This is a genomic window from Xenorhabdus bharatensis (assembly GCF_037996705.1).
In the GTDB taxonomy this organism is placed as follows: domain Bacteria; phylum Pseudomonadota; class Gammaproteobacteria; order Enterobacterales; family Enterobacteriaceae; genus Xenorhabdus; species Xenorhabdus bharatensis.
This window is the reverse complement of the sequence record NZ_JBBMXG010000003.1, coordinates 18,798-44,886: the sequence shown is the minus strand read 5'-3', so window position 1 is coordinate 44,886 and position 26,089 is coordinate 18,798. Positions and strand designations below refer to the sequence as shown.

The following is a 26,089-nucleotide window of genomic DNA, read 5'->3' as shown; positions in this document are numbered from 1 at the left end:
CTCCTGAATGCCCGCGACCACCCCGGATCGCAGGCGCAAAAAAAACCGCACAAGGCGGCTGACGTGTCGGGTGTCCGGTTACGCAGACGGGGCCGTACCTTTACTCACCAGTGCCTTAATCGCCGCGGTATCTTCCAGAATGCAGTCAAAGCGGTGGAAGGCAAGGAACGCGGTCTGGTCGTACTCCGCATAACGTTCTACTAACCGTTTCAGAGTCATGTAGGCCACACGACGCACGATAAAGCGGCTGAAGTCACCGCAGTAGATAAACTTACTGCCCGGCCCCATATCGGCAATCGCCTGATCGATAACATACGGCACGCCTAATATCGTCGAAGGGACAACACCGGCAATTTCCGGCAACCACAACGGGCGGTTCTGCCCGTCTTCCATCTCGGTGATGATTTTCAGGGTGCTGTCATTGAAGGCCCAGCGGAAGGTCCCCGCGTTACGATAGGCCGGGTCAATCGCGTGTTTCAGGGCGTTCATGTCCTTCCAGCTGAATTTAGCCGCCGCTTCCACTATGCCGGTGACCGAGGCCGCCAGTCCTTTGGGTTGTTGGGGACTGCCCGTACCGGTACCCTTCACCAGATACTTGGCCTCACCCCGACCGATACGCTCGGCTATCCGTTTTGCCAGATAGGCTTCCATATCGATACCGGAATCCTGCAACAGCTCGTTGGAGACCCGGATAATTTTAGAGGACAGCTTTTTCGCCCCGAGGGACGCGGTGCCGAACTCGGTGTCTTCTTCGCTGGCGGCGGTGTTTTCACCCAGCAGCTCACCTTCTTCTGCCGTGCCGTCGGCAGTGGCCCACTCGATAGTTTGCCCGGTGGAGGTGCTGAGAATTTGCGCCACACTGGCAATCCCGCCGTAGGCTTTCATGGACTCCACCACTTTGTTTAACATCTGGGTCGGGACGGTGTAGCCGCCTTTCTCGTCCGGGGTCGTCCCCTGTGCCCGCAACTCACGCAGCGCCTGACGCTCTTCCGTCGTCATTTCCCCCAGCCCGTGACGCAGGAACTTATCAAAGGCCGCCGCCCGGCGTTCCTGTTGCTCCGTTTCCGGTTGTTGACGCTGCTCCGGTTCGGTGTTGTCCACCAGTTGTTGGTCCAGACTGCGCAGGGATTCCTCACGCTGAATGTGCGCATCAATGCCGTCCAGCTCAGTTTTGGCCTTGTTCCATTCGGTGCGCTGCTCATCAGTCCATGCGGTCTCCCCGATGGTGTCGTGCAGGGTGCGCATTTGAGCTGCGATAGTGTTACGGCGTTGTTTCAGTTCATGCAATTTCATGATCCCATCCTAAATATTCAGTAAAGTCAGCAGGCGCTCACGCGCCTGTTTTTGGTTGATAGCTTGCCGGAAAGCGCCACTGTCACGGGCTTCTTTCCATTGATTCAAAGAGCGTACGGCGGAATCCGCTTCCTGATACGCCGGATAAGTCACCGGACTGACATCATAGAGCCGGGAGAAACGGTGAATTTCCCGGATAACAATCCCTTCCTCGTCTTCGTACCAGTGTTCACCGTCCCGGGCGACCCGGAAGGCAAAGGAGGACTGGGTAATATCGCCCCGCTGTAAGGGAGCCAGCACCAGATCCCGGATGGTCGGATTATCCGGGGCCTGAATGGTGTATTGCAGCCCGCGTTCATCCACGGTCAACGTGAGTGTCCCTGCCGTGCTGCGGCCTAAAATAAAATTGGGGTCATGGTTAAACAACCCACGCACATCATCGTTGAGTACCTCATCAAAGGCCCCGGGCTTGATGATTTCGCGAAAGCCCCAAAGGGGTTCTGAGCGACTGTTAAACACCGAGCCGTAACCGACAATGCGGGTCGATTGGTTCTCCGGGGTTTCCGTGCGCACTTCACCGGGGTAACAGCGCATTTCTCGGTCACACATCGGTTTGATCCTCCTGTTCAGGCGGTTGAGAGTTAACAATGGGATTGGCGGCATTGACGCTGACCAGCATGTCATCCAGCCCGTCAACCGGGTTCATGTCTTCAAAGGCCCGCGCTTCGTTGCGGCTCATCCAGCCATCAGTGATGGCAAAATGGTAGAACTGGGCGCGCTCCTGTGGGGTGCCGCGCAGTAAGCCCGCCAGATTAAAACGCACATAAAAACCCGCCATGCGTTCCTGTCGGGTAAAGAGGCGGCGGTTCAACTCCTGCTCCCAGTTGGTTATCCACGGCATCACGGTATGGCGGACAAACTGGATAGATTGCTCTGAGATATTGGAATAGGTGGCTTTTTCAAGGTCGTTAATCATGTGGGCCGGCACATTGAACAACCCGGCAATCATGGAGCGGTTGAGTTTCATCATGTCAATCAGCTGCGCATCCACCGGTGAGACAGTCAGGGCCTTGTAATCCAGCTCTGCCGGCAACAGCATGGTCTTGTTTTCTTCACTGCGCAGGGCCGCTGACGCTTTACGCCACATCAGTTTAAGCCGTTCCCAGCCCTTATCATTGATTTCTCCTTTTACGGAGACAATCCCGGCTGGGCGGGCATTACCGCCAAAGAACGCACTGGTGTACTTCTGCCCGCTCATGCCCATACCGATGGTTTCCGCATGTTGCAGGATGGGGCTTAAGCCCATTTTCTGGTTATTGCCCAGTGCCCGGATGTGGATCATGTCGTCGGGACTGATGGCAAAATTGCCCTCTTCGTTATAGACCCCGTAGGTGTAGCGTCCGCCGGTCTTTAACAGCGTGGTCTGCCACGGCATACAGGCTTCCATCGTAGTCACCTCGCCCTTCCGGTTACGTTTGACCCATGTATAGCCATTGCCCCAGCCGAGGATGTGGCGCTGTTTCAGCTCACGCCATTTGTAACTGGTCTGCCAGTCGTTCGGCTCGTCATGCAGGAGATAAAACACCGGGTGCTCCCGCGCCATCTCCACCGCCTTGCCGGTCTTGCGCATCACATGCACCGGCATCTGCGCCACCGAGGAAGACAGCACATAAATACAGGCATACACCGCCGCCAGTTTCATGGAGGTTTCCGGGCTGACACAGACATCGGCACGGAACAGGCCATCGCTCTCTGCCGACTCCACCGTCAGCGGTATTTGGGGATTTTCCAGCGGTTCACTGCGAAACAGCGCATCAAGTAACATGGGGCCTCCTGCGGACAACCGCCAGCGCGTAGCCGATTAACAGGCTACCGCCGATAATCAGGGTATTGGCCAGCCCGTATTTCAGGTAACAGCCGACCAGCACCGCCCCGACGCCGGTCAGGGCGATGATATCCATCAGTAAATTTTTCATAGCATTAAGAAATCGTCCGGGTCGAGGTTAGACAGGAAGTCAGGTGCATCACCGCCATTGACCAGTAAGCGGCTCAGGCCGGTAAATAACGCCACAGGGCCGTCTATCTTGGCTTCCGGCGTGGATTTATTCGGGAAAATATTGTCGTTTTTGTCCGGTTTCACGGTAACGTTTGACATCATCCAGTTCATCACCGGGTGGGCGTTATGGTGGAATTTCCCGCTGTAGACCAGCGCCTCCAGTGTTTTCATCGCTTCCGACAGGTTACGCACGGTCTGAGCGACTTCCACTAAGGGAATACCTTCTTCCGCTAAGGCGAGACTGAACTGCACCGCGCTCCACGGGTCAAAGCCGAGTTCTTTCAGGTTTTCCCCGCTAATCCAGTGCAGCAGCTCTTCTTTTATCTGCGCATGATCGACCACCTCCCCATCAGTCAGGGTCAGGATGCCCTGCTCCCCCCATTTGCGGTACAGTTCGGCCATCTGGCGGGAACAACGTTCAATGCGGCCTTCGGGCAACCAGAACCGAAAGTCGGCATGCACATGTCCATTGCTGCCCTGCCACACTTTGACGGCCGCACAGATATCAATTTTGTTTGCCAAATCCACCCCGACCCACATCGGGTAAGTTTTCAGCTCATGCGCCGGGGCAAGGGGTTCGCAGTCATCCCATTTCAGCATATCCATCCATGCCGATTCCGCCGTCACCCACAGATTCATATGCTTAGTGAAAAAGTTATGCCGGGCGGAGACCTGCTCTTTGGCCTTTTTCGCCAGTCGCCGTAAGTCGTCCCAGCGTTTGCAGATCCCGAGGCCGGGGTTGGCTTTCTGCCAGACGGTTTCATCAAACGGGTCGTCGTCTTTATCCAGCGTATAAATCAAGGCAAAAAAGGTGTCATCCGGGGCCTGCCCACGCAAGACCTTGATGGCATAGTCACGCAGTTCGTAACAGATGCCTTCTTTGTTAAAGCCCGCCGTGGTGATCCCAAACAGCAAGGACTGTAAGCGAGCACCGGTGGCGGTCTCCAGTACATCCCACACATCACGGGTACGGTGCGCATGCAGCTCATCGACAATGCCGCAATGAATATTGAGGCCGTCAAGGTTATTGGCGTCACTGGACAGCGGCTCAAACTTGGAGGAGGACTGTTCCTGATAAATCGCCAGCTTATTAAACTCAAACAACCGGCCTAACGTGGGTCGGGCCTGCTTGATCATGCTCTTTGCATCCTCAAACACGATACGGGCCTGATCACGGGTCGTCGCCGCCGAATAGACCTCCGCCCCGCCTTCACTGTCGGCCCCGGTCATGTACAACCCGATACCGGACGACAGCGTAGACTTGGCATTTTTACGCGCCACTTCGTTATACGCGGTACGGAAACGGCGCACCATCACCGGTCGCCCACTGCCGTCATTGCGCAGCACCACTTCTCCGGTGGCTTCATTCACCAACGGACAGACAAAGCCGAACAGGTTAATCAGGATAAAGATATGCCAGTCCATCAGTTCAATGGGCTTGCCGGTCAGTGCCCCTTTGACATGCGGGACAAACTTGTAGAAATTCAGGATATGCTGAGCACGGGGTTCACTGAAGGTAATTCCCCGGGCTTCTCCGGTTTTCAGGTCAGTCAGGAAGCGCTGGCAGGCCAGTCTCACCAGTTCCCCGGCAACAATCTCACCGGCCACCACCCGCCCAGCATAGCGAATGCCGTCAGCCACTTTTGCCATCGTTAATCCCTCATCTGTAAGAATTCTGCCAGCGGATCAGCCTTGTCTTCCCCGACCATATTGACTTTCGTCCGGCTGGAGGGGGACATCCCGAACGCACTGAGCATGGCGTGAATGCGCTTCCAGGCATCGGCTTTCATGCCGGCGGCCGGATGCGCTTTAATCAGGCCCTGATCGGTGCGGTAGGTGTAACCCTCACTTTCTAACGTGTCGCAGTGGGTGCGGTACTCGACATAGGCCTCAATCAGCAGTTCAAGGGCTTTCGCATCCAGACTGGTTAACACACCGACTTTATCCAGTTCCCCGGCGATCCGTTCATGCCAGTAGCGGCCCATTTTGCCGAAATGCTTCGGGATCGGGGGCACCCCTTTTTCCGGCTTTGGTTCGCTCGCGTTTATCGGGCGTTTTGATGGGTTACCCCTCACCAAACGTAGGTGAGTCGGGGTTGGCGGTCGTCCTGCCATGTGATTTCTCCTGTCAAACGGTGCAGTTGGGGCACCCCAAAAAAAGGTTTACATTTCGCGGCGATCTGAAAAGAGGTAAGGCGGCGGTCCTCAGGGCGCGAGAGGGGTAGCGATTTTCCCTCCCCCCTCCCCTGATGTGACCATGACAGCGGTAATGGTTTCAGTTGAAAATTAAATCATCCGACCATTGTTCCATTGAGATAATGCCATCCGATATATTTACACATGAGGATTGATTACCTGTCTTCGAGTGACTCTCTCAGTCGCTCCGTGGCAGTCTTACGGCTATGGCAGGCTTCGCATAATAATTGCAGATTTGATAACGCATCCGTCCCGCCATGTGCCTTGGGTGTAATGTGGTCTACCGTTGTGCCTGTCGTGGCTCGCCCCTGTCGTAGGCATTGCTGACACAGGTGCTTATCCCGTTGCTTGATAGTGGCTCTGAGTTTGTCCCATTGGCTGCCATAACCGCGAGCATGTCGGCTCTTGCCTTGTTGGTGAGCCTGCCAGCCGGTATGCAGATGGTCAGGACAGTAGCCGCTGCGATCAGTTGTGGTCTTGGGGCAACCTTGTTTGCGACAGGCTCGGGGGATGCGAGGTGGCATGGCGTCACCACTTAGAGAGCAATCCGCCGCGCTCACTCTCACGCGCAACGAACTGACGTAGTTCTTCACGGACTATCTGACGGAGGTGATCATCGTTGATTATTTCAGTGGTCTGTACAGGACCATATATCGTCTCTCTCAGTGGAGGAATGGCTACTCGGCGTTTCTTTTCTGAATCAAATAGCTTGAAGCTCTCGGCAACAACACCTTTATCTACTGCCAGTGTCATATCCTCGTCATAACGCCGACCATGAATGCGATCTAATAACTCAACGATATGTTCCAGTTGTGATTCAAGTTGGCTTAATGCTCCAGTGTCGTATTTGATGGCAACGGTGATGTCGTGTGTACCTGCGCTTTGTGACATGTCTATCCCTCATTGTGTTAACCCAATATCCGATAATCGGACTTTGCTTTTCTGTATGGCAATCGTGACTCTGTGAATCAGGATGGCAATACAGGCCGTCTCTCCGGCTGTCACATCACTTTGCCTGCCTACAGCGGATGTTGCTGATAATGACCTGTTATTCTCAGGGGCATGGGTTATTTTTGATTCTGTCAGTACGCTCGATGAAAAGGAGACATGTCATAGCTAATACCGACAGACGGCGATAACCCGGCGCAAAGGGATATCAGTATCGATGTACCTGAAGAGGTGCGCACAAAATAAAATAGTTAAAACAAGAAATTAAGTCGTTTTGTCCAGTACGTTATGTCCAAGTAATTCATTGAAATACAGTGAATTTACTGCATTTGTCCAGCATATAAATTAACCCTAGCCATATCTCTACAGTCGAAAATAAAAATGCCACCAGTCCGTATGCGTTGGGTACGCGGTGAGAACGAAGTGGCAGCATGGGTTATTCGTATTCCTTTAGCCACTCAGGGAATGGGTAAAGAAATATTGGGTTTAGTTTCAAGTGTTAATCAATTGTTAAGAATTATTCGCTTATTTGTTAGAGGGAGTAGGCTTATTATCAGGGGTAAATATATAAATTTTGTTAGGGGTGTCTATGTCCGTTCTTAAATTGGATGAAGTTTTTAAGGAATTAATGCGTCATAGAAATCCCAGTGGTACACCTGTGTTACAGGAAGTTACTCACAATGGAACAAGAACATTGTTTATTCGTTTTGACAACCCAAATGTAAGAAAAAATTTCACCGAGAAAGCTGGAGTATATAATTATCGTCGTGGTAGTAATGGTGGTGTTCATTATTATCTAAATATCTTTACGGCGCTGGGGTTCGAATCTACCATACCATGGCACGAATCGAGTGGGAGGCCGAAATTAGAATTCAGGTTAACCGACCATCCGGGATATGATGTAACAATTAATGCGTATCAAAACATACTACTTCTTAGTTATTCACCTGAAGAAAGTAACCAGATCAACCGATTTAAAGAAAGACTGGATGAAAAAAATAAAAGATACCAACACATCCGAGACGCTTTAAGGAATTACCAAAGCCCTACGGCTTCCCCAGCAAGAGGCCCTCAAGCTATACAGCAGAGTCGTATTATGGCTTATCAACATGGCGATATACCTGGGACTTCTAATTTCTTACAAATTGCTCAATCTGGTGGTCCTGTTAGGAGACTAGCTCCTTCAACATCACAACGTTCTGCTCCATATCAACAACCACAAAGAAGTTCATCTCTGCGATCTTCTGTTTACACATCAGTACCAGATGTCATTCCTCGTCCTCACGCCCCGAGGCCACCAGCTCGGCCGCAAACGCCATATTTATCTCAACCATCGACTTCTTCTGAGGGTTTAATTAATCTCTCCGCAGATGATGTAGATCAGTTTTTTAGTGGAATTTCAGGACGCCCACCCAGCAGAAATAGATAATAAAGTGCATCTCAATGTTCACCCACACTGCACCCTAACATACTCCTGTAACCCCAGAATTAGTTGCTCTGGGGTGATAACTAGAATCGTTTAATGCGTTTATGCAAAATCTCAGAATAGGCTTTCATTGCTGATAGCTGCATACCCAATAGCGTCTGGCCAGTCTCTTCCAGCGATTTATAAATTGCACCACCGATAAAATCAGATAGCTTTGCAATCCTTCCATCAAGTTCTGCTAATTCGTCAATAACACGTTGTTGATGTGGTTGTAACGTTTGTTGGTTGTTCATTTCGTCACCTTATAACATTCAGTTTTAATGTAATCCTGCAAATAGCTCAGTTTTGCCCGGTCGTGGATGATACCTTCTCGGATATCGAGAACAGTTGATTCAGTTTCTCTAGGGAGTTCGACGGTGGTTGCATTGACCACGCTGCCGGAGGCAGTGGCTTCAGACACAGGACAGGTGGCTTGGATGCGCAGCTTGCGACGACCAGCGGCAACATCAGCCCGAAGAGTATCGATTTCAGTTTTGGCATTGGCGAGTTCCTGAATGTGTTTGCTGTCTAGCTCATGCAGCATGTCAATGTGCGTGTTCTGATAGTTAATTCGGTCGGTCAATTGCTGGATTTCGGTTAGCTGGTCGCTATTGATACCGAGCTGTTTCTTATATCCAGAGCGATAGAGGTAGGCTGCCCCCGAAGCAATAATCAACGCAATGACCACACCGTAGGTAAAGTTGAGCTTCATGATAAAAACATCTGGCGCTCAGATGCCCTACGCTTAGTCAGACCATTCATCACCTTACCTGCTGCTTTATTCCATCTCTGGAACTCATCGGCTGCACCTTGATAGTCACCTGCATTGAGTTTCTTCAGCAAGGTAGAACGAACAAAGTTACCCGCACCACAGTTGAAGATGAACGAGCACAAGGCATCAACCTGACCCTGAGTCAGTGATACCTTCACAGCGGATTCAAGGATGATGTAGGTAAGCTGAAGGTCATCATGCAGGAATGTTTCGGCCTGCTGTTCGGTGATCACTTGCCCCAGCTTGACGTCTTTTGTGTGACCGTAGCCAATCGTCCACGGAATACCACCCGTCGCCGGATCGGGATAGGCTTTCAGTTTCAGGCCTTCATATTGCTTAATGCACTCCAGACCTTTAGTGCTGATTTCCATCAGAAGTGCCTCCCGCTTTCTTCTCCGCCGCCTTACGCAGTAATTGACCAATGAAGTCTGTCCCCAGATAACCAATCACTACACTACCGATGTAGGCCAAATCAGGATTCAGACCAAACAGATTTAATACATCACGAATGAACCAAGCGAACATGGCACACATAAAGGCATCGATTGACACCTTTAACCAGCCGCCGCCGTGATAGCGACCGCGAAGAAATGCCATCGTTCCTGCAAGCGTCGCCAAGATACCTTGCTCTCTTACCGACACGAGCCAGTCACTGAGGTGTACCCAGATATTAGGATCTTCTTTCATCTTCATATTTCCACCCCATCAGAACAATGGGCGTCCGTGGGGTGAGTCTGTGGTCGCCCCTGTGAGTAAATAGTTAATGGGAGGTCGTTACCGGAATTCCGGCATCGGATATCTTTCAATTAGTTAGGTTGCCAGCCGCAATAGGAGACATTGAGGTTAGGAGAGTGATTGCAGTGGCAGATATGAAAAAGACCACGCCAAGGCGTAGTCTTGAATTCAGGGTGTAGGTTTATTTCCAGCTGAGGCAAAAGTGCTTGGTTTGACCCGTTTTCTGAAAGACTTCACCTAACTCCTCTGCCGTATTATTCAAATAATCAACGACACAAGTATTAGTGACACGACTTCCGGAGGGAGTGGTAGATCCAAGATTGTAGTTTACTCCATCAACAGTGACATAAAGATTTCTCTTAAGTAATGTCATCACATCTTGATATCTATTCTGTTTAGCGTGTACAAACAAGTATATATCTCGATTAAAGTCTGAAAAATAAAATCCTGAGACATTTCCAATAGCTGTGCTAGTTTGCAACCCAGTTAAAGAACCAAAGCCCCCCTGACCAGACATATAGCCCCACCTTGAATACTGCAGAGTATCATGAGATTTACCAGTTCCTAACATGAGATAAAATTCCAGCATGCAGTTATTTGATTTCAGTAAATTCCAATCACAAGCTACCATATCTTCTTGTTTCGGACTCCAGCATGCCCATTGATCATGTTTATCGTGCTCTTCTATATAACCTAATCCTTCATTAAGCCGTAAATATTGTTTAGGAGAACTCCAATCTTTACGGTTCACTAAATTACCTAAATTCAATTGGATTATTGCCCATGCAAAAGAGCCTATTGGGGCAGTAACGTCATTACTCAGCTCAACTGTGGTCTTATATGTAACTTTATACTGCTCAGGATCAAACGAACACTGTTTATCATCCAGCTTATTAACATCAGACATAAACACCTCACTTTATTATTCGTTAAAGGTCATTTCATCCTACTGCTAACTTGCCAGTTAATATTACTGAGGTCAGGTTCTTATCTCAATTGAATAGCCTGTAACAGAATCAATACGCCTTAAAATAAGGTGGCACATGATAAAGTTTATCTGTTAGTCGAGTGCGTGATTCAGTGAGGTGTATATTTGAAGTTTGGTGCTTACCTTTTAAAAGGTGATTCGCTAGTAGCGATATCATAATACGCAATAAAAAAACCAATAATTGATACCAGTAAGCACAAAAGTAATTTTTTACAAAGGGTTTTTAATGATGCAATGAAATCACTTTTGCTTCTCGGGAAGCCTTTTCTGCACGCATTAATTAAACTCCAAAGAATAACTAATATTCCTAACGCAATCCCTATATAACTCAACAATATTCCACCGAAAAGCAACATAATATCTTCCTGTTATTTGTCCGGTGTATTGTAACAAAAAACCCCGCACTGGGCGAGGTCTGAAATTAATAAGCTGTGTGACATTGCTATCACTCTTATCACAATAGCGTGTAAATTTCGTTACGAAAAGTCTTTATGCTACTTTTTCTGTTGGCGTCACTTTATGTGTCCAAGCATCCATTTCCAAAGTAACCCCTGCCATAATTAAACAGGCTTCCACAAAAGTTTCTGCGACCATCAGATTTTGCCGTATCTTTCCTTCAGAGCATTTCTTCTTTCTGGCTATGTCTGACTTAGAAATATCGTGAATGTAATGTAATGTAATTCAATTAACTCGAATTCATCTATCCGACCTGATTTTCTTAATTGACCTACAGCGCTATCTACCGCAATGCCGTCATTATCACAGCAAGAAGGTCTTGATTTTGATGTGTAAGGCAATAAGCCTTTAAAACCTGCCGCGATAGGCGAATAATTAATGCCGCTATTTCCGCTTGCTGCCCATCCACCCCAGCGTTCCAATACCATCTGAATATCACGCATCTGCACACTCTCCCACCAGATTGAGGATAATCCTGTCGGTCAGCTCACGATCATGGAACCGCTCTTCCCCTAATACCCACTTACAAACCTCAATCGCTTCCTGACGACTCACAGGTTGGATGGTGGCAAGTTTCTTTTCGATATACTCTTCCCGGTCATAGATATAGTACCGATCAGCATCACCGAATCCGTCCGGATACAACTCTTTATCCGCCACATTGCGCATCTGATATAACCAGCTCCAATACAGACACTCACGGACCACATCAGACAAGGTGTGCGGTTCAGGCAGCTGCTCGGCAAAGCCTTTTGCTGTAGCCTGACGCAATTTCTCAGTTTCGATAATGCGATCACCATGCATACACCCTTCCGCCAACTCCTTTTCATTCCAGTAGTAGCCGGACTCATAAATTTCAGCCAGCTCACCGACCAGCATTAATTTTTCCGGCTCGGTCAGTTCCAACGCTGCTTCATAAGTAGCAAAAACCCCCCTGACCTGACTGGCTTTCTCAACCTGTGCTTTCGCCCGATCAAGGTAGCTTTGCGGGTTATCCATGCCGATAGAGCCAAAAGCAACCTGAAACGGGTGCGCACCGGTTTTCATCAGATAGTCAGAATATTTCTGCTGTGCCTCTTTCGGGGTAATTTTCAGTTTTTTTAATGCAGCTTCGGCAGCCTCAAAGTGGGCGGGTTCGTTGGTCTTAATGACCGCCAATACCCACAGGTAAGCATCCACCTGTTTGTTACCCGTGATCTTACGCTGAACGGGTAGCGGTTTGACCGTGGCTAGTTCAGTGCTGTAAGTCGGTTCAGGAATAGTAAAAAGTGCTTTGTGTACTAAGTTGTCCGTCATTATGCTGCCTCTCACGGCTTGATGACTATAATGTTTAGTTTGTATGGTTTCGTCTTCACATCAGCTGTGTTTCTGAAACTTTTCCGTCATCATCCATTGGGTAGAATGCGATCAATTCATACTCCCAGCCATTATCAGTAGCACCATCTTCATGCTTAAAAGAGAAAGTGAACAAATAATCTCCCTCCCTTTTTATTTCTGGCGCGAGTCGCATAAATCCCTCCAGATCTTTTAGTTCATCAATGACCGTTTCACCTTCCACATAACAAATGAATGGATGAATTTCTTTTTGATAATGGACTTTTAAGGTAATCTTCCTCATACATTTGCTCCTTTAGCAAAACGTTTGTGTGGCTTGTTATCGGTGTTCTGGCAGACTTTGGCGGCCTCTTCCTGATCAACCGAAACAAAGTGACCATTACGGAATCGTTGGTAAACCGTACCAAGCTGACCAAACCTATTCTTTGTAACGATAATCTCTGCGTAGGGTGCTGCGGGGGAGTTCTCTTCGTATACGGCTTCGCGGTACAACATGATGATGCTATCCGCGTCCTGCTCAACACTGCCAGAATCGCGTAAGTCAGCGTTTACCGGACGTTTATTGGTACGCTTCTCGACATCGCGGGACAGTTGACTCAGAGCAATAACAGGTGTGTGAGTGTCTTTTGCCAGCCGCTTTAAACTGGCTGAGATATGAGCGACTGCCAGATCATTTCGCTCTGCCTTTGGCTTATCAATCAGGCCTAGATAATCCACCATGATAAGAGACAGTGCCGGATGTGCTTTCTTGTGGCGCTTAGCAATAGACATAATCTGCTCAACCGTTAGTTTGCTGGCATCGACAACCCAAACATCTAAACCTTGCAGCCTGCCAATGCCGCCAGCCACTCTCGCCCAGCCTTCGTCGTCCATTCGGGCAGGGTTTCGCAATGCTGAGACTGCCAGACTGGATGCTCCTGCTAACTGACGTTCGATGATTTGCTGAGAGTCCATTTCCATTGAGAAGATCAACACGCCGCGTTTCTGGTCAGTGCCGGTGACTGTCTGACTTGCAACCCCCTCCGCGACTTTCAGAGCGAACTCTGTTTTACCCATACCTGGACGCGCAGCAACAATCACCAGATCAACGGGGTTGATACCGCCGGTTATCTCGTCCAGCTCCTCAATGCCGGTCTTCAAGGTATCGGACTGCTCGCCGTTCTTGAGCCGTTTCTCCAGTACTTCGGTGTAATCGTCTAATAGCTCAGAAACATGCAGTGGCTTGATTTCATCACGGGGCTTTCGGACTTCCATCGCCTGAGAGATAAACCAATCCATCGACTCAGCCGCATTCTCAATCGTGCCAGTCAAAATGCGTTCTCTGGCTTCATCCATCAACTCAATCATTCGCCTGCGTTCATGATTAGCTGAAACCATGTTCGCATAACCTTTTAGGTTAGCAGCACTGGGACAATTTTTAGCTGTCACCATGACGTTGACGAAGTGATCTTCTCCCATCGCATCAGCTACCATCAGGGAATCAATCATTCCCCGTGTTTTTGCTTGTGAGCGAATGATCCTGAACATGTCACGGTAGAATTTTGAATAAAAAACTTCCGGCTCCAGTGTTGCCAATACATCGCTGGCATCCTGTGATAATCCACTAATCAGCAAGCCGCCAATCACGCTGGCTTCGTACTCATGGTAGTTTTCGATATAATCAGTCATCATCTTTCCCCGCAAATTTCCCTTCACGAACGCCTGTCAGCGTTGTTTCTCTTAGCAAAAAGTCAATATCAGCCGTCCAGCCCCGATTACTCTCCCCGAAGTAAAATGGTCGAGCCATGCCAACAAATGCCCTGACGTAAGCTCTCCAACCGTTAACATTCGGAGTGGCTAGCTTTGGAATGATTTTATTTAAGGCTCTTTGGCGCTTGGTATTGGCCTCTACAGCGTGAGGGAGTCTGTCACCGACCTCTTCGTTGTAAGCATTGAGATACTCGTCGTAGTTGATTTTTGGGGTAGGTTTTCGCTTTTTAGGTTTAGCAAACTCATCCACATTCCCCTCGTGAGGGGTAAGGGGTGTATTATTATCTTTCTTTTCTTTTGTAATAGTTTCTTTTGTGTGTCCCTGTTTTGGTGACAACCCTGTCACGTTTTTGGTGACACTTTTTGTCACGGTTTTGGTGACAAAGTCACTATTCTGGTGACAGTCTGGAATTTCCCATTCAGAAAGGTTCTTGTTTGGCCCTATCATCATTCCAACTTTTACTATCACTTTCATGTTGATAAGTTCATTCTTTGCCTTGTTTACTTTCTGTCTTGGTAGTCTGGTTAACTGGCTCAACTGACTATCTGAAATTCTGTCTACTTTTTTACTGAAGCCGTATGTTTTTCTGCAAATAGCATGAGCGACTTTAGCTTGGTTTCTGGTTAGATTTGCTCCAATTAATTCTTCATAGAGATTATTTGCAAGCTTCGTATATCCATCGTCTATATTGGCCACTCGACTCTCCATCTCAAAGGTTGCTGGCCTCAACTGAATGACGTTATTTAATGCCGGGCTACCCATTTGCAACCTCCGGTCTGAAGGTTCCGAGAATTTCGTTGAATTGATCTACCGAAAAATCTTCTTTAAGGAGATCTTCAAGAAATTGGTTTGGAATGAAGGTAAATCCGTCTTCTTTTGGCAAGTGCAGCAAAAGCTCTTTAGCTCTCTGCTTGTAATCCTCAATTTTTATAACGTTACACATGACACCCTCCAGACAACTTTTATCGATGTTCTTTTTGTAACCTTCCCAGTATTTCCTGTATCCATGCGCCATCGTCAGGGTCAAAATGCGATGGCATGGTCACTTTGGTGTAATCAGGAAACATCATTCCCTCTCAGGTGGCGGGAAGACTTTAGGCAGATCAGGGCGTAGTTCGTGGGCTTGAACGACTTCATCTGCAAAAAGTTGATCCAGACTGCATTTCACCCCTTTTCCCTCCAGAGCATGAATTAATCTTTTAGAAATAATTATGTCTGGTACTCTAATTCCTGTTTCATAATGACTGATGGCAGAAGGTGTTAATCCAACTAACTCAGCTAAATCCTTTTGTTTTAGCTTTGCTATTTTTCTGTATTTTTTTATCGAGTTCATAATTTTCCTCCATGGTGAGGATAATATACGCCATTGTGTGTATAATAAATACATAATGTATATTGAGATATTCATAAATCAAAAAGAGAATTAATACATGAAAGAAATATGGTATGAGCTGGCAAAGTCCAGAATGAGAAAATTAGGGATATCCCAAGAAAGACTGGCTGAATCTTTGGATGTTACCCAAGGAGCGATTGGACATTGGCTAAACGGAAGGAGAATACCCTCTGTTGAAGTGATTATGGCGTTAATGAAAGCTATAGGACTTGATAATGTTAGTTTTGATTCAAAAGGCCTAGTAACTCACGCAGAAGAAAGCGAACCAACACTAAACGCTCATTTTGATATCGATCATAGAAACAAAACTAACCTATTGAAAGATAGGCTAAAAACCATCCTATTCAGAGAAAAATTGAACCAAAGAGAGTTAGCAGGATTATTAAATGTTAGCGCTCAAACGGTAAGTAACTGGTTGAGTAGGAATTCTATTAGCAGGGAGGCGGCGCAAGATATCAGTGAACAGCTTGGATATTCTCTTGACTGGCTTTTAAATGGCGTTGGTGAACCAAAACTAAGTGATGCATCAAGGCATCATCCTGCATCAGAAATCCCTCCAGAAAGTGAGTGGACAACTATCGCGCCATGGGATAGCGAAACTCCATTAGATGGCGATGAAGTAGAAGTCCCGTTCTTAAAAGATATTGAATTTGCGTGTGGCAGCGGTAAATGCGTAGATATGGATTACAACGGCTTTAAGTTAAGGTTTTCTAAAGCAACGCTAAGACGAATCGGTGCACCCAGTGATGGCTCCACAATCCTTTGCTTTCCTGCGAGAGGCGATAGTATGGGGCCAATAATACCAGATGGCGCAACTGTAGCTATCGACACAGCAAACAAAAATATTATTGACGGAAAGATTTATGCGATTGAGCAAGATGGATTAAAGAGAATCAAATGCTTGCATCGAAAACCGGGTGGAAAGTTACTTATCCGAAGTTACAATCGTGATGAATATGAAGACGAAATAACCGACCAGAATGACGTAAATATTATCGGGAAGATATTTTGGTACGCTGTAATGCTTAACTGAACACCCCGCCTTTTTTACATCACTTATCGTTTTATATAACCCTCATATTGAGGGTTTTTTATACCCTTTAACTTATTTATGTGATGAAAAGCACATTTATAACATTATCCTCAAAGATCTTATCCTTAAAAATCAATTAACTAAGAATTCTTGTGTATTTTGAGCATAAATACTTGTTGATCCATCTAAATACAATACGTATTATTTATACACACATAGAATGAATCGTATTAGTTTTTTTTGAGGGCATATTATGTTAACCAAAACTAAAGAAATTGAAAAAAAAGCAGCTCAATCCAGCACTATATTAGCAATGTTATCTAAACATAATAAAACAATGGAGCCTACTGATATTGCTGTCTTGATAGATTTAGTCAGCGAACTCAGTGCTGATATATCTAGCTGGTTTCTTGAAGAGGAGAATTAAAACCATTTAGAAATTAAATAAAGGAGCGTACAAATATAACCAGAAAAACACAATAAGGCTAATCAACATGAAAATTTTCCTCTTCGCAGCAATTGAGCGCGCCAACAAAGAGCAAACACGCCCTATATGCGTTAAAGCTCAGGCACTCAATGAACAAGAAGCAAAAAGGTTATTAGCACCCGTATATGTAATCTATGGCTGGATGGGACAAATAGTTAATAAACAATAAGGCCAATCAACATGAAAACAAAAATATCAGCTGTTGATAAAATCCGTTTACAAAATGCACTAGAGATTAATGCAGAAATGGAGGTTTTACTAATACGATTATTGCCAGAATTAAAAAAGTTCATTAAGGATGATAGTTACTTTTCGTTACGAACATTAAAGCGATTATTAACCTGTCAGTTTGAAGATCTTACTGAATTAAATAATAACTTCGAATAAAGTTTAGGGTGGAATATGTCAAACAAACTACAAACCGCCGTCGAAATTGCAGAAGAGATTAAATTACAATTAATTCCAATGATGGTGGAAATTGAAAATGAAGGTGAAGAAGATACATATATAATGTGTCGAGGGATTTATCGCCAAATGAAAGGGTTAATTGAAAATTTAAAAGAAGTCTCAGGGGGGGTAATAATAATTGTAGCAATAATAAAAATGAGCTGGAGAAAGCTCAGAAGCTATCCGAAAAATTACAATCACTATTAGTTCTCTGGATGTTTGGTCGTTTGAGTGAAGATGATGCCAATATTTTAAATATAGCAACTGAAATTAATAGCGATATATTACAAAAAATAGAACGAATCAGAGGTGAAGAATTATGACAACATTAAAACCCATAGAAGTTGCCACTAATGCTGACATCGTGATTGAAATACGTGAAGTCTATGTTGTTGACGGTGCTAGCCGGGCTTATTTAAGTGAAAGCGGTGCACTGAATAAATTAGCTTATATTCGGGCGCAAGAACAATTCGATAAAGAAAAGAAGCCAAGTAATTTCCCTGCCGAAAAAGTCATTCAGGAAGATGGCACTTCTACATTACGCCGTGGAAAGATGCGCCCTGAGTTTATAGAACGACATACTCAGGTACTGGAAGAACTGAAAGCTGATGTTAGGCAAGTAAGAGAAATTGCTCGACTTAAAAAGGAATGCAAGAAAGCAAAAGAAAAACTTCTAACAGTCTTGGATGATTTAGAAAACGCAGAATATAAATACAGAAACCAAAAATAAAAACAACAAAACAAATTTAATTACAGCGCCATCGCTGGGGACTCGCTTACTCAAAAAATGGGGAATATAGAATGACTGAATTAACCTTGCTTGAAAGAAAGCGAAAGGCTCTTATTAACGCCAAGCTGGATGCATTAAAAAAGAAATACGGTTGTCACTCTGTAATAGTCAAAGTGGGTAGAACTAATTGCCAACTGGATTTAGACGAAGAAATATTAACAAATGCTTTGATTCATCACTTTGAGAAAAGTGTGATTTTAAGTCTAGGCGGGCGTTTTGTTGCCGAAAGTGCCCTTATAAAAATATACGACAACTTTTATACCAAATACGGAAACTTAACTGAAGAAGGTGAAGCATTTATAAATGAGCTTTTAGAAAACGTTGCACAAAAAACGGAGCCAATAAAATGAAAAAGAAATCCTATTTAGATTTTTCTAATACCGCCATTCAAATGGAAAAAGAAGAAAAGTATGACATCGCTGCCGAATATTGGGGGAAAGCTAATAAATTAGCCACCACGCTGAATACCCAACTCTGGTCTGAATATCGCCAAGAGCATAATGAAAAAAGATATTCATTGCATCATAGCCATAGCACCGAATTAAGAAGCACTGAAATAGCAACCCGAAAAGAAAATCGGCGCATAGCTTCTGAATTAAAAAAGCACATGAATAAACAGGCGGTGAATAATGACAGTATATGAACAGGCAGGCGAATTAGCACGGAATTTAGAATCGAAAGGTTTATTTCGTCGTGCTGCGAATAAATGGGGTGAAGCTCTTTCATTATCTCAAAACCTTAAACAAGAACAGGAATGTATTAAAAACGGAAATCGCTGTATTCAAAAAGCAAAAGTAATTATTCGTGAGGGATGGTAATTAATCATGACAATAAGAGAAATGATCGCCATTTTAAAGAAAAGTAGATTCAAGTGCCCTGATTTTCTTTTAGATGAAGAAAGAATAATAGCTAATGACCCACCATTAACAGATGTAGAAAGAATGGAATGGGCTGAGTTTTCGGTTAAGCAAAATAGAGCTAGGGTTGCCAAAGAATACTTAGTTTCATGTGGTGAGCGCTTTGGAAGGCTTGAAAATGGAGATTTTATATTTACCCACGGAAATTGCACAGTCGAATTAGATTCTGAAGTTATTGAAACGCTACTTATTCACCAAATAGAAAAGCCAATTTTAGAAATTAACCCAGTCGAAAAATATATCGCGTTGTGGCGCTTTTATTCCAACAACGAAAAGGATGAGAAAGAAAATAACTCTTCATGGATGCGTGATTTTATCGACGGGGTATTTATCAACGGATTCAAATTATTTACGGCTGAACCAGCATCACCCAGCACACATTGAGAGACGAGATATGAGTAAGAAAAATGAATTAGTTCCAGTATCCGCTAAAGAATTACAGATTGTTGAGTATCGCGGTCAGCGTGTTGTGACTACTGAGCAGTTAGCTTCGGGTTATTGTGCTACTGAAAAAATGATTACCAACAATTTCAGTAGAAACAAAGAAAGATTTGTTGATGGTAAGCACTATTTTTGGGTTGAAGGTGATGAGTTACAGTCACTTAAGAACTGCCCCTCTTTAAGAGGTTCAGTTAACAAACATGCAAGAAACCTCATTCTCTGGACAGAACGCGGTGCAGCGAACCATTCCAAGATGCTAGAAACCGATCAGGCATGGAACTACTTCGATGATCTGACTGAGTTCTACTTCACCCGCCGCGACAGCATCACAACGGAAGCTGAGTTGTTAGGCAATCCGGCTAAGTTACGTTCCATGCTGTCTGTGTATGCCGAAAACGTCGAGCGCCTTGAGGGTGAGAACAAAACCCTGAGTGCAACGGTTGGTAGTCTAGAAAAACACTTTACCAAAGGCATAACCCTTCCTGCTTTCTGCAAAGGCCTGAACGGGGTGAATACCGCCAAAATCATGTGGTGGGCGATGGAGCGGAACTGGCTCTACAACGAGCAGAAAGACCCGGAGAAAAAACCGCGCTGGCGTGTCGCTTCCTACGCCCGTGATCGCTACCTCACCGAAGACGAAAACGAGATAAAGCCGCATGGACAAGATCCCTTTATCACCCGTACTGCTGTGCTACTGGAAAAAGGCTGTCATCGTCTTTACGCCCTGTACATGAAAGGCGAGCTTCCCATGAAGAAGAGCTGGAACGGTGAATACCAGCACGACAAAGCGGTTTATACGCCGGAGGTCAAACAATGACAAAGCCTCATCACACTGAAACGGTATTTGATTACGGCAAACATGGCGTGATTGTCATCACTGAGGCGGCTAACATTGAAATTATCAGTTATGTAGAGGCGCTGAAATCATTGGACGCGGGTCAGTATGACCGCGATTTATTGCTGGGTTTTGATTTGGTACTGGCTATTCTTCATGGCTGGAAAGCGGGTTTTTATGAACCCACCAGCGAACAGAGTGTGATGCTGTGGCGGTGGATTGTCTCAGCCTCATTTATCCGGGAGCAAATGGACAGAAACGGCACGCGTGAGGTTGATAACGACGAAGGCGGCACTGATACCGCAGCTATTTATCTTAATGGTGCCTCAGCCATCACGGTTTACCCATTTTCAGAGCGCCTGATGCTGGCAGCCCATGTTGAGGGGATCGCCTTTGAGCAGTTCGGTAGAGAAGCAGGCGCAGATATGGCCATCAGAATGTACATGGACTTCATCAATATGCAGCCAGAAAGCGGGAACTGGTTATCTGAGAAAGGACGTGAGGGGCTTTCTATGTTGCACGATGACTTAATCAAGTCAGTAGAAGCCGGTGAGTTTGGCGATATCCCCGTTATTCATTAATAGGAGGCTCACATGATAACAAAAAACTTTCGTCTCAACGCACTGGCGAACAGCTATTCAGCCGCTATCTATAACGATGTAGTGACCCGTAACGGTGGCGCTCACTTCACGATGCAAGTCGGAAAAACAGAAATCAATATTGCTATTGTCGAAGGGGCAAAAGGCATTCGTGAACTGGTGGACAGTTACGCACTGGAAGCATTACAGCAAAGTTACCCGGCATGGGAAGTTATCGCCATTGCTCTGATGGAGAAATGTGTCGTTAATGGCAGCCTGACAGTCTACGGACGTGAGATATGGCAAAGCATGATTAATGACATGGGTGAGACGCTGGCAGCTAAGGGGATGTTTCAATGAAAATTGAATATATCGACGAAGGTATGTCTTCAAAAATCATTGTGAGTAGTGTCATTACTGCACATCGACGTCATAACCGTTGTATTGATGCTGCTCTGCTGGCTACACCTGTTCGGGCTTCTACTTCTGTCGGCTTCCTTTTCAGGATGACCATTGTTACAGGCAAAACACCTCACGTACTACGTGCTTACAAAATCATTTGTGAGGAGGAGCGCCGTGACTGAGGAACACCGCCAGATGGTGGACATCCACGACGAACTGGTCAGAACAATAGTCCACATCGACGACGGTAGGGATTGGACGCAAAGGCATATCCATACCATGAGACGCAACTTTTACATTCATGAGGGCATCTGCCCTCCTCTTCCACCAGCACCCAAAGTGTCGGTAATGAAGATAACACCAGCGAAGAAAAAGCATAACAAACGGGGTAAAAAATAATGAGCAAATGCAAAAAGAACGAAAACAAATTAACTACCTGTAACGGCTTAACAAAAGCACTTCAATTCGGCACACCAACAAAAAAGAGTAAGGGTTTATACCTGCCAATGAGAATCAATGTGCTAACCGGAAAACCCGGAACCGATATCGTTCAGCTGCATTCGGGTGAGTTTGTCGGCTCCGGCGTCATGCTGAATTTCTGCCCTTTCTGTGGGGAAGATATAGACACCGTTAGTCATCAAGGAAAAGAACAATGATAAGCATCGATAACGCACAAAATGACATTGGTTTACCCGAACAAATCGACGACGGGCGTGAGTGGGCGGATTGGTTACTGAAGAAAGCGGCAGAGTCAAACACAAGCAGTAAAAATGAAATGACGATGGGAATAGATGAGCTACTTGAGAACGAAAAGGCATTGCATATCGTAGCTAAATCTCTTGGGTACTCAAAGGCACAATTTATTGAAGAATTACAGCAAGCGCAATCGGAGGGGCTTCAATATATTAAATTCGAAAGTGACGAGGCGAACCATGATCAATAACTCATTCCACCTGACTCAGATTGTTGCCTCAGTCTGGGGTGATCCGTCAGATATCACTGATGTAGTCTGGCATTCTGGATATCGTAAACCAGAACGAGAAGCAAAAGAAATAGCCCAGCTCACTATCGACATTATGGAAGGGGTGCCCGATGGGGTGCCCTACTCCGCAAGACCGAAGAATTTGAACGATGTTCTTTTTGATGAACTGAACAACATTATTTTCGATGCAACGTGGAGTGATAAGGCAACACCGGCGAGTGTGGCGAGGGTGACATTGGAGAGCGGGTATCAGAAAGGAGGGGAAAAATGAATCAGTCACCTTACATTAAAACTCAGGAACTGGCAGAACGATATGGCGTGAAACCACACACTATAAGATTATGGTGCGGTAATGGGAAGCAGCGGCGTGAAGGCTTCCCAAAACCCAAATTTAAATCCAATCAGCTTAATTTTTTGCGGCAGGATATTCTTGACTGGGAGGACGGGAAACAATTTTAGTCAGTTTATCCCACCAGCGTTCATACGCTTCTCTCTGCTCATTTAGGTAGGTGTGCTTATCGTACACCTGCCAAATGCCCGGCAATTTATGACCCAGCATTATCTCAGCGACATGAGGTGACGTTAATTCAGATATCTCGGTGCGCATGGTTCTACGTAAGTCATGAATTGAAAAAGGTTTATAATTAGGAAGGAAAAGAGACATTTTTTTGTTTAGGATGGTCATTATGCTTGCGTGCCCTCCAACGGGTAAAAATGGATTGCCATTTTCCACAACAAATAAATATTCGCTCCCACCGTTCAACCTCCGAGCTTGCTCAATTAACTCTTTAGCCGCCGGAATGATGGGTCTAATGATATTTTTTTTAGATTTCCTTCCTGTCTTGTGGTTTTTTGGAGGAATAACCCAAATATCTTTTTCATAATCAAAGTCGTTCACTTTGGCTTTTAGTAGCTCACCGATGCGACAACCAAATAAAAGGCATAATTTTATTATTAGTGCATTTCGTGGGTTGTACTTGGGAGCATTAATAATCTGAAAGAGAATAGCAAGCTCCTCTTCATTCAAGATCCGCTCACTGATCTCATTATCGACATCTGCATTTTTTCCAACTAAATCAATTTGTTCCACATCAGATAACGGGGAGATATTGGTTATCCCTCTCCGAACCGCCCATTTATGAGCAGTCTTGGAGTACGTTAATACTCGGGCACCAGTTGTTGGTGCCTGTTTAATAATATCTTCAATTAAAGAAAGCCATACATGAAGCATTACCTCGTCATGGGGAAAGTCACCAATTTTTGGAAAAACGTAAATCTCAAAAGAGCGCAAAACCTCACCAGCTTTCACCTTCGAGCCTTGCATGGTTGCCACCCACCATTCCCTGATAAGTGTTTCCACGGTGACTGCGTTCAAGGCGGATTCTTTACGAACACGCTTGACTATTTTTGGATTGCGATTCTGTTCCAATTCCCCGCGATAGAAAATCACAGAGTCACGGGCATCTTTTAAGCTGGTTGCTGGATAGGTTCCAATATCAATTCGATCCCCTTTTCCATTCCAACGATACCTGAGTTGAAAAATGATTTTTCCTTTGGGTGTTACACGAACAGACAGTCCATCCCTATCTGATTTGGTAACTATTTTTTCTTGAGGCTTACCATTGGTGGAACGTAGCCATGAATCAGTAATAGCCATATCACTTTCCTCGAAAGATAACACAGCTTTTAATGTAGTTTATGTACATTCATATGTACATTTTTTTCATGACTCTGCATGAATACATATGTTTATTCTTGACTATAGACAAGAATAAATAAGATTTAATTAGATTAAAATCAAATAATTAAAATGATATTTGTGAATAAGCATGACTATAAATGATGAGCAATGATAAGTAAGTCATACTTTTTAACAGAATACGATGAAAAGTTCACTCCTGAGACCAAAGCTGATGAAAACAACGATACTGTAAATACGGTACTTGATTACACTCTTCCTGAACCGAAATTTAAACATGCTGATGTGCAGAAAGAGGCAGAAAAATTAGTTTCATTATTAAATCAGTTTAAATCTTCTGATAATCCGGATGATTACGATAAACTCAGAGAAAAAATTGACCAAGCATCCACGAGTTTGTATGAAACATACCAAAAAGATGCCACAAAGAATACAGTAGAAGAACATAAATATTTTGATAAGTTCGTCTACGAAATCAATCAGTTTCGTCGTTTTGGGGTATTCATTAAATAGTTCAAGCGATTAAAATTAAGAACCAATGTCCCTGCTGCAATCCGTAGGGACATTAGTATTGTATTTCCATGATTTTCTATAATTCAAAAAATAACTAATTATAGTTAATAATCGGAATAAATCTACTGTCTTACCAAGATAAAAATACATTAATATCATGTAATTACATTAACCAGTGGAATATATTAGCCCCTCATTTAGTCATCACAACTAAAAAACTTATGAAATTCTTTCTTGACTAAAGATAAATAACTTTCTCTAATTAATAGTTAAATAGGAAAATTAGTTAATCATCGATAAAAGGGGACGACTATGATTGTTTTTGTGACTGGAGCAACTGCTGGTTTTGGTGAAGTGATTGCACGAAAATTTATTGAAAACGGTTCTATCGTTATTGCTACCGGGCGTCGCAAAGAACGTCTGGATAAATTAAGGGAAGAATTAGGTGAAAATTTTTATCCTATACAACTGGATGTGAGGGACCGTGCTGCAATAGAGAAAGTTATGCAGGATTTACCTGATAACTTACGTAATATCGATATTCTCGTAAATAATGCCGGTCTTGCATTAGGGCTGGAACCCGCTCATCAGGCTAACCTTGATGATTGGGAAACGATGATTGATACCAATACAAAAGGTCTAGTGAATATGACCCGCGCCTTATTACCTAACATGGTAAAAATGAATCACGGCCATATTATTAATATTGGTTCTGTCGCGGCAAGCTGGCCATATGCGGGCGGTAACGTTTACGGTGCCACCAAAGCATTTGTAAAACAGTTCAGCCTGGGTCTTCGTGCTGATTTACAAGGGAAAAAAATTCGGGTTACTGATATTGAACCGGGTTTGGTCGGAGGAACGGAGTTTTCTCAGGTTCGCTTTAAAGGTGATGGTGAAAAAGTGAATAAAACCTATGAAGGCGCAGATGCCCTGACTGCGGATGATGTTGCAGAAGCCGTATTCTGGGTTGCTAATCTGCCGGGTCGCGTCAATATTAATACATTAGAAATGATGCCCGTTTGTCAGACATTCGCTGGTCTGAGTATACACAGAGCTTAAAAATTTAATCTGTTGATCAACGGGTAATGGTATAGGTGTTATTTTATACCCGAAATAATAAGGTGGTTCTTTAAAAGAAGTTTCAATTATTTCGGGTATCATCCAATGAATACTTTGTGAGAGAGGTTAAAGCATGAATATTCATAATACCTTAATAAATAAGTACTTCCCGACCATTACCCTTCTGTTACTGCTATTTTGGCAGACTCCCGCGCTATCCAGATCTAACCCTTGCACATCAGATAACTGTGTCATCATTAATGGGGGCGGTGAGAGTTCTGTGACCAGAGAGAATGCCAGACAGGATAGAGAAGAGTGGAACGAACAACGTGCTTTGCGTAATAAAATTAATAAACGCAAAGAAAAGAGATTTGAAGAATATGAAAATGACGTTGACAATGAGGATGCTTGTTTGAAAAACTCTAACCTGAATGCTTATTGGGAACCAAAAACAAAGCGCTGTCTGGATGTCAATACAGGTCGCCCTATTAATCCTGAATAGGCTATATCTATACCAATA

Annotated in this window: 43 protein-coding genes and 2 pseudogenes; 23 read left to right on the top strand and 22 right to left on the bottom strand. The window is 44.9% G+C overall.

Annotated features, from left to right (window positions below):
* Positions 1 to 78: 78 nt before the first annotated feature.
* The 8 genes from AAC855_RS04010 to AAC855_RS03975 all read right to left on the bottom strand — a co-directional run bounded on the left by AAC855_RS04010 (position 79) and on the right by AAC855_RS03975 (position 6,435).
* Positions 79 to 1,293, bottom strand: a complete 1,215-nt coding sequence (locus AAC855_RS04010; RefSeq protein WP_340608328.1) for a phage major capsid protein — start codon at positions 1,291 to 1,293, stop codon at positions 79 to 81.
* Between the two features lie 9 nt (positions 1,294 to 1,302).
* Positions 1,303 to 1,902, bottom strand: coding sequence for an HK97 family phage prohead protease (locus AAC855_RS04005; RefSeq protein ID WP_340608327.1), 600 nt, complete (start codon positions 1,900 to 1,902; stop codon positions 1,303 to 1,305).
* On the bottom strand, positions 1,895 to 3,118 hold the full coding sequence (locus AAC855_RS04000) for a phage portal protein (protein WP_340608326.1): 1,224 nt from the start codon (positions 3,116 to 3,118) through the stop codon (positions 1,895 to 1,897). The genes AAC855_RS04005 and AAC855_RS04000 overlap by 8 nt, the downstream gene beginning before the upstream one ends.
* On the bottom strand, positions 3,108 to 3,269 hold the full coding sequence (locus tag AAC855_RS03995) for a hypothetical protein (protein ID WP_340608325.1): 162 nt from the start codon (positions 3,267 to 3,269) through the stop codon (positions 3,108 to 3,110). The genes AAC855_RS04000 and AAC855_RS03995 overlap by 11 nt, the downstream gene beginning before the upstream one ends.
* The gene (locus AAC855_RS03990) at positions 3,266 to 4,999 is read right to left on the bottom strand and encodes a terminase large subunit (RefSeq protein WP_340608324.1); all 1,734 of its coding nucleotides are present in this window, start codon (positions 4,997 to 4,999) and stop codon (positions 3,266 to 3,268) included. The genes AAC855_RS03995 and AAC855_RS03990 overlap by 4 nt, the downstream gene beginning before the upstream one ends.
* 2 nt (positions 5,000 to 5,001) lie before the next feature.
* Entirely contained in the window at positions 5,002 to 5,463 is a 462-nt protein-coding gene (locus AAC855_RS03985) for a phage terminase small subunit P27 family (RefSeq protein ID WP_340608323.1), read from the bottom strand.
* A gap of 236 nt (positions 5,464 to 5,699) precedes the next feature.
* On the bottom strand, positions 5,700 to 6,068 hold the full coding sequence (locus tag AAC855_RS03980; RefSeq protein WP_340608322.1) for an HNH endonuclease: 369 nt from the start codon (positions 6,066 to 6,068) through the stop codon (positions 5,700 to 5,702).
* A gap of 4 nt (positions 6,069 to 6,072) precedes the next feature.
* On the bottom strand, positions 6,073 to 6,435 hold the full coding sequence (locus AAC855_RS03975) for a hypothetical protein (RefSeq protein WP_340608321.1): 363 nt from the start codon (positions 6,433 to 6,435) through the stop codon (positions 6,073 to 6,075).
* An 82-nt stretch (positions 6,436 to 6,517) separates the two neighbouring features.
* Between AAC855_RS03975 and AAC855_RS03970 the strand changes: the two genes are divergently transcribed.
* Complete coding sequence (locus AAC855_RS03970) at positions 6,518 to 6,664, top strand: hypothetical protein (RefSeq protein ID WP_169926692.1); 147 nt, start codon at positions 6,518 to 6,520, stop codon at positions 6,662 to 6,664.
* Positions 6,665 to 7,081: 417 nt separating this feature from the next.
* Positions 7,082 to 7,921, top strand: a complete 840-nt coding sequence (locus AAC855_RS03965) for a hypothetical protein (protein ID WP_340608320.1) — start codon at positions 7,082 to 7,084, stop codon at positions 7,919 to 7,921.
* Between the two features lie 80 nt (positions 7,922 to 8,001).
* On the opposite strand, the gene AAC855_RS03960 is transcribed toward AAC855_RS03965, so the two are convergent.
* The 13 genes and pseudogenes from AAC855_RS03960 to AAC855_RS03900 form a co-directional block, all read right to left on the bottom strand.
* The gene (locus AAC855_RS03960; RefSeq protein ID WP_340608319.1) at positions 8,002 to 8,211 is read right to left on the bottom strand and encodes a crAss001_48 related protein; all 210 of its coding nucleotides are present in this window, start codon (positions 8,209 to 8,211) and stop codon (positions 8,002 to 8,004) included.
* Positions 8,208 to 8,669, bottom strand: a complete 462-nt coding sequence (locus AAC855_RS03955; RefSeq protein ID WP_340608318.1) for a lysis protein — start codon at positions 8,667 to 8,669, stop codon at positions 8,208 to 8,210. The genes AAC855_RS03960 and AAC855_RS03955 overlap by 4 nt, the downstream gene beginning before the upstream one ends.
* Complete coding sequence (locus AAC855_RS03950; protein ID WP_340608317.1) at positions 8,666 to 9,100, bottom strand: lysozyme; 435 nt, start codon at positions 9,098 to 9,100, stop codon at positions 8,666 to 8,668. The genes AAC855_RS03955 and AAC855_RS03950 overlap by 4 nt, the downstream gene beginning before the upstream one ends.
* Positions 9,084 to 9,416 (bottom strand): phage holin, lambda family, encoded by a 333-nt coding sequence (locus AAC855_RS03945; RefSeq protein WP_340608536.1) that lies wholly within the window; start codon positions 9,414 to 9,416, stop codon positions 9,084 to 9,086. Before AAC855_RS03945 ends, AAC855_RS03950 begins: the two co-directional genes overlap by 17 nt.
* A 229-nt stretch (positions 9,417 to 9,645) precedes the next feature.
* Positions 9,646 to 10,371, bottom strand: a complete 726-nt coding sequence (locus tag AAC855_RS03940; RefSeq protein WP_340608316.1) for a Thoeris anti-defense Tad2 family protein — start codon at positions 10,369 to 10,371, stop codon at positions 9,646 to 9,648.
* Positions 10,372 to 10,571: 200 nt separating this feature from the next.
* On the bottom strand, positions 10,572 to 10,808 hold the full coding sequence (locus AAC855_RS03935) for a hypothetical protein (RefSeq protein ID WP_340608315.1): 237 nt from the start codon (positions 10,806 to 10,808) through the stop codon (positions 10,572 to 10,574).
* A 133-nt stretch (positions 10,809 to 10,941) separates the two neighbouring features.
* Positions 10,942 to 11,351: pseudogene (locus AAC855_RS03930) on the bottom strand (antiterminator Q family protein).
* Positions 11,344 to 12,207, bottom strand: coding sequence for a helix-turn-helix domain-containing protein (locus tag AAC855_RS03925; protein ID WP_422824351.1), 864 nt, complete (start codon positions 12,205 to 12,207; stop codon positions 11,344 to 11,346). Before AAC855_RS03925 ends, AAC855_RS03930 begins: the two are co-directional and overlap by 8 nt.
* A gap of 52 nt (positions 12,208 to 12,259) precedes the next feature.
* Entirely contained in the window at positions 12,260 to 12,526 is a 267-nt protein-coding gene (locus AAC855_RS03920; protein WP_340608313.1) for a hypothetical protein, read from the bottom strand.
* The gene (locus AAC855_RS03915) at positions 12,523 to 13,911 is read right to left on the bottom strand and encodes a replicative DNA helicase (protein WP_340608535.1); all 1,389 of its coding nucleotides are present in this window, start codon (positions 13,909 to 13,911) and stop codon (positions 12,523 to 12,525) included. Before AAC855_RS03915 ends, AAC855_RS03920 begins: the two co-directional genes overlap by 4 nt.
* A complete protein-coding gene (locus tag AAC855_RS03910) occupies positions 13,904 to 14,755 on the bottom strand; it encodes a replication protein (protein ID WP_340608312.1) in 852 nt (283 codons plus the stop codon). Before AAC855_RS03910 ends, AAC855_RS03915 begins: the two co-directional genes overlap by 8 nt.
* The gene (locus AAC855_RS03905) at positions 14,748 to 14,936 is read right to left on the bottom strand and encodes a hypothetical protein (RefSeq protein WP_340608311.1); all 189 of its coding nucleotides are present in this window, start codon (positions 14,934 to 14,936) and stop codon (positions 14,748 to 14,750) included. The genes AAC855_RS03910 and AAC855_RS03905 overlap by 8 nt, the downstream gene beginning before the upstream one ends.
* 123 nt (positions 14,937 to 15,059) lie before the next feature.
* Positions 15,060 to 15,326 carry a helix-turn-helix transcriptional regulator gene (locus AAC855_RS03900; protein ID WP_340608310.1) on the bottom strand — a complete coding sequence of 89 codons (267 nt, stop codon included), beginning with the start codon at positions 15,324 to 15,326 and terminating at the stop codon, positions 15,060 to 15,062.
* Between the two features lie 97 nt (positions 15,327 to 15,423).
* On the opposite strand from AAC855_RS03900, the pseudogene AAC855_RS03895 reads away from it, so the two are divergent.
* From AAC855_RS03895 to AAC855_RS03810, 18 genes and pseudogenes are all read left to right on the top strand, one after another.
* Positions 15,424 to 15,588 (top strand): annotated as a pseudogene (locus AAC855_RS03895) (helix-turn-helix transcriptional regulator); the annotation flags it as partial.
* Between the two features lie 114 nt (positions 15,589 to 15,702).
* Positions 15,703 to 16,419 carry a LexA family transcriptional regulator gene (locus tag AAC855_RS03890; protein ID WP_340608533.1) on the top strand — a complete coding sequence of 239 codons (717 nt, stop codon included), beginning with the start codon at positions 15,703 to 15,705 and terminating at the stop codon, positions 16,417 to 16,419.
* 253 nt (positions 16,420 to 16,672) lie between these two features.
* The gene (locus AAC855_RS03885; protein ID WP_340608309.1) at positions 16,673 to 16,846 is read left to right on the top strand and encodes a hypothetical protein; all 174 of its coding nucleotides are present in this window, start codon (positions 16,673 to 16,675) and stop codon (positions 16,844 to 16,846) included.
* A 67-nt stretch (positions 16,847 to 16,913) separates the two neighbouring features.
* Positions 16,914 to 17,075, top strand: a complete 162-nt coding sequence (locus AAC855_RS03880) for a host cell division inhibitor Icd-like protein (RefSeq protein WP_141554545.1) — start codon at positions 16,914 to 16,916, stop codon at positions 17,073 to 17,075.
* An 11-nt stretch (positions 17,076 to 17,086) separates the two neighbouring features.
* Positions 17,087 to 17,293: a hypothetical protein gene (locus AAC855_RS03875; protein WP_340608308.1), complete on the top strand. Its 207-nt coding sequence runs from the start codon at positions 17,087 to 17,089 to the stop codon at positions 17,291 to 17,293.
* A 15-nt stretch (positions 17,294 to 17,308) separates the two neighbouring features.
* Positions 17,309 to 17,560 carry a hypothetical protein gene (locus tag AAC855_RS03870; protein WP_340608307.1) on the top strand — a complete coding sequence of 84 codons (252 nt, stop codon included), beginning with the start codon at positions 17,309 to 17,311 and terminating at the stop codon, positions 17,558 to 17,560.
* A 112-nt stretch (positions 17,561 to 17,672) separates the two neighbouring features.
* Positions 17,673 to 18,083: a hypothetical protein gene (locus tag AAC855_RS03865; protein WP_340608306.1), complete on the top strand. Its 411-nt coding sequence runs from the start codon at positions 17,673 to 17,675 to the stop codon at positions 18,081 to 18,083.
* Between the two features lie 71 nt (positions 18,084 to 18,154).
* Positions 18,155 to 18,493: a hypothetical protein gene (locus AAC855_RS03860; RefSeq protein WP_340608305.1), complete on the top strand. Its 339-nt coding sequence runs from the start codon at positions 18,155 to 18,157 to the stop codon at positions 18,491 to 18,493.
* Positions 18,490 to 18,786 (top strand): ANR family transcriptional regulator, encoded by a 297-nt coding sequence (locus AAC855_RS03855; protein WP_340608304.1) that lies wholly within the window; start codon positions 18,490 to 18,492, stop codon positions 18,784 to 18,786. Before AAC855_RS03860 ends, AAC855_RS03855 begins: the two co-directional genes overlap by 4 nt.
* Positions 18,773 to 18,961, top strand: coding sequence for a PerC family transcriptional regulator (locus tag AAC855_RS03850; RefSeq protein WP_099123250.1), 189 nt, complete (start codon positions 18,773 to 18,775; stop codon positions 18,959 to 18,961). Before AAC855_RS03855 ends, AAC855_RS03850 begins: the two co-directional genes overlap by 14 nt.
* A 6-nt stretch (positions 18,962 to 18,967) precedes the next feature.
* Entirely contained in the window at positions 18,968 to 19,444 is a 477-nt protein-coding gene (locus tag AAC855_RS03845) for a hypothetical protein (protein ID WP_340608303.1), read from the top strand.
* Between the two features lie 10 nt (positions 19,445 to 19,454).
* Positions 19,455 to 20,318, top strand: a complete 864-nt coding sequence (locus AAC855_RS03840) for an ORF6N domain-containing protein (RefSeq protein ID WP_340608302.1) — start codon at positions 19,455 to 19,457, stop codon at positions 20,316 to 20,318.
* Positions 20,315 to 20,917 (top strand): hypothetical protein, encoded by a 603-nt coding sequence (locus tag AAC855_RS03835; protein ID WP_340608301.1) that lies wholly within the window; start codon positions 20,315 to 20,317, stop codon positions 20,915 to 20,917. Before AAC855_RS03840 ends, AAC855_RS03835 begins: the two co-directional genes overlap by 4 nt.
* Positions 20,918 to 20,929: 12 nt before the next feature.
* A complete protein-coding gene (locus tag AAC855_RS03830) occupies positions 20,930 to 21,274 on the top strand; it encodes a hypothetical protein (protein WP_340608300.1) in 345 nt (114 codons plus the stop codon).
* Positions 21,271 to 21,498 carry a hypothetical protein gene (locus AAC855_RS03825; protein ID WP_340608299.1) on the top strand — a complete coding sequence of 76 codons (228 nt, stop codon included), beginning with the start codon at positions 21,271 to 21,273 and terminating at the stop codon, positions 21,496 to 21,498. The genes AAC855_RS03830 and AAC855_RS03825 overlap by 4 nt, the downstream gene beginning before the upstream one ends.
* A gap of 216 nt (positions 21,499 to 21,714) precedes the next feature.
* Positions 21,715 to 21,972 (top strand): hypothetical protein, encoded by a 258-nt coding sequence (locus AAC855_RS03820; RefSeq protein WP_340608298.1) that lies wholly within the window; start codon positions 21,715 to 21,717, stop codon positions 21,970 to 21,972.
* Entirely contained in the window at positions 21,969 to 22,259 is a 291-nt protein-coding gene (locus tag AAC855_RS03815; protein ID WP_340608297.1) for a hypothetical protein, read from the top strand. Before AAC855_RS03820 ends, AAC855_RS03815 begins: the two co-directional genes overlap by 4 nt.
* On the top strand, positions 22,249 to 22,569 hold the full coding sequence (locus AAC855_RS03810) for a hypothetical protein (RefSeq protein WP_340608296.1): 321 nt from the start codon (positions 22,249 to 22,251) through the stop codon (positions 22,567 to 22,569). Before AAC855_RS03815 ends, AAC855_RS03810 begins: the two co-directional genes overlap by 11 nt.
* 135 nt (positions 22,570 to 22,704) lie before the next feature.
* Here the strand turns inward: AAC855_RS03810 and AAC855_RS03805 are convergent, their stop codons facing one another.
* The gene (locus AAC855_RS03805; RefSeq protein WP_340608295.1) at positions 22,705 to 23,955 is read right to left on the bottom strand and encodes a tyrosine-type recombinase/integrase; all 1,251 of its coding nucleotides are present in this window, start codon (positions 23,953 to 23,955) and stop codon (positions 22,705 to 22,707) included.
* Between the two features lie 192 nt (positions 23,956 to 24,147).
* On the opposite strand from AAC855_RS03805, the gene AAC855_RS03800 reads away from it, so the two are divergent.
* The 3 genes from AAC855_RS03800 to AAC855_RS03790 all read left to right on the top strand — a co-directional run bounded on the left by AAC855_RS03800 (position 24,148) and on the right by AAC855_RS03790 (position 26,071).
* Positions 24,148 to 24,510, top strand: coding sequence for a hypothetical protein (locus tag AAC855_RS03800; protein ID WP_340608294.1), 363 nt, complete (start codon positions 24,148 to 24,150; stop codon positions 24,508 to 24,510).
* 312 nt (positions 24,511 to 24,822) lie between these two features.
* On the top strand, positions 24,823 to 25,569 hold the full coding sequence (ydfG, locus tag AAC855_RS03795; protein ID WP_340608293.1) for a bifunctional NADP-dependent 3-hydroxy acid dehydrogenase/3-hydroxypropionate dehydrogenase YdfG: 747 nt from the start codon (positions 24,823 to 24,825) through the stop codon (positions 25,567 to 25,569).
* A 133-nt stretch (positions 25,570 to 25,702) separates the two neighbouring features.
* Positions 25,703 to 26,071, top strand: a complete 369-nt coding sequence (locus AAC855_RS03790) for a DUF1283 family protein (RefSeq protein ID WP_340608292.1) — start codon at positions 25,703 to 25,705, stop codon at positions 26,069 to 26,071.
* Positions 26,072 to 26,089 lie beyond the last annotated feature (18 nt).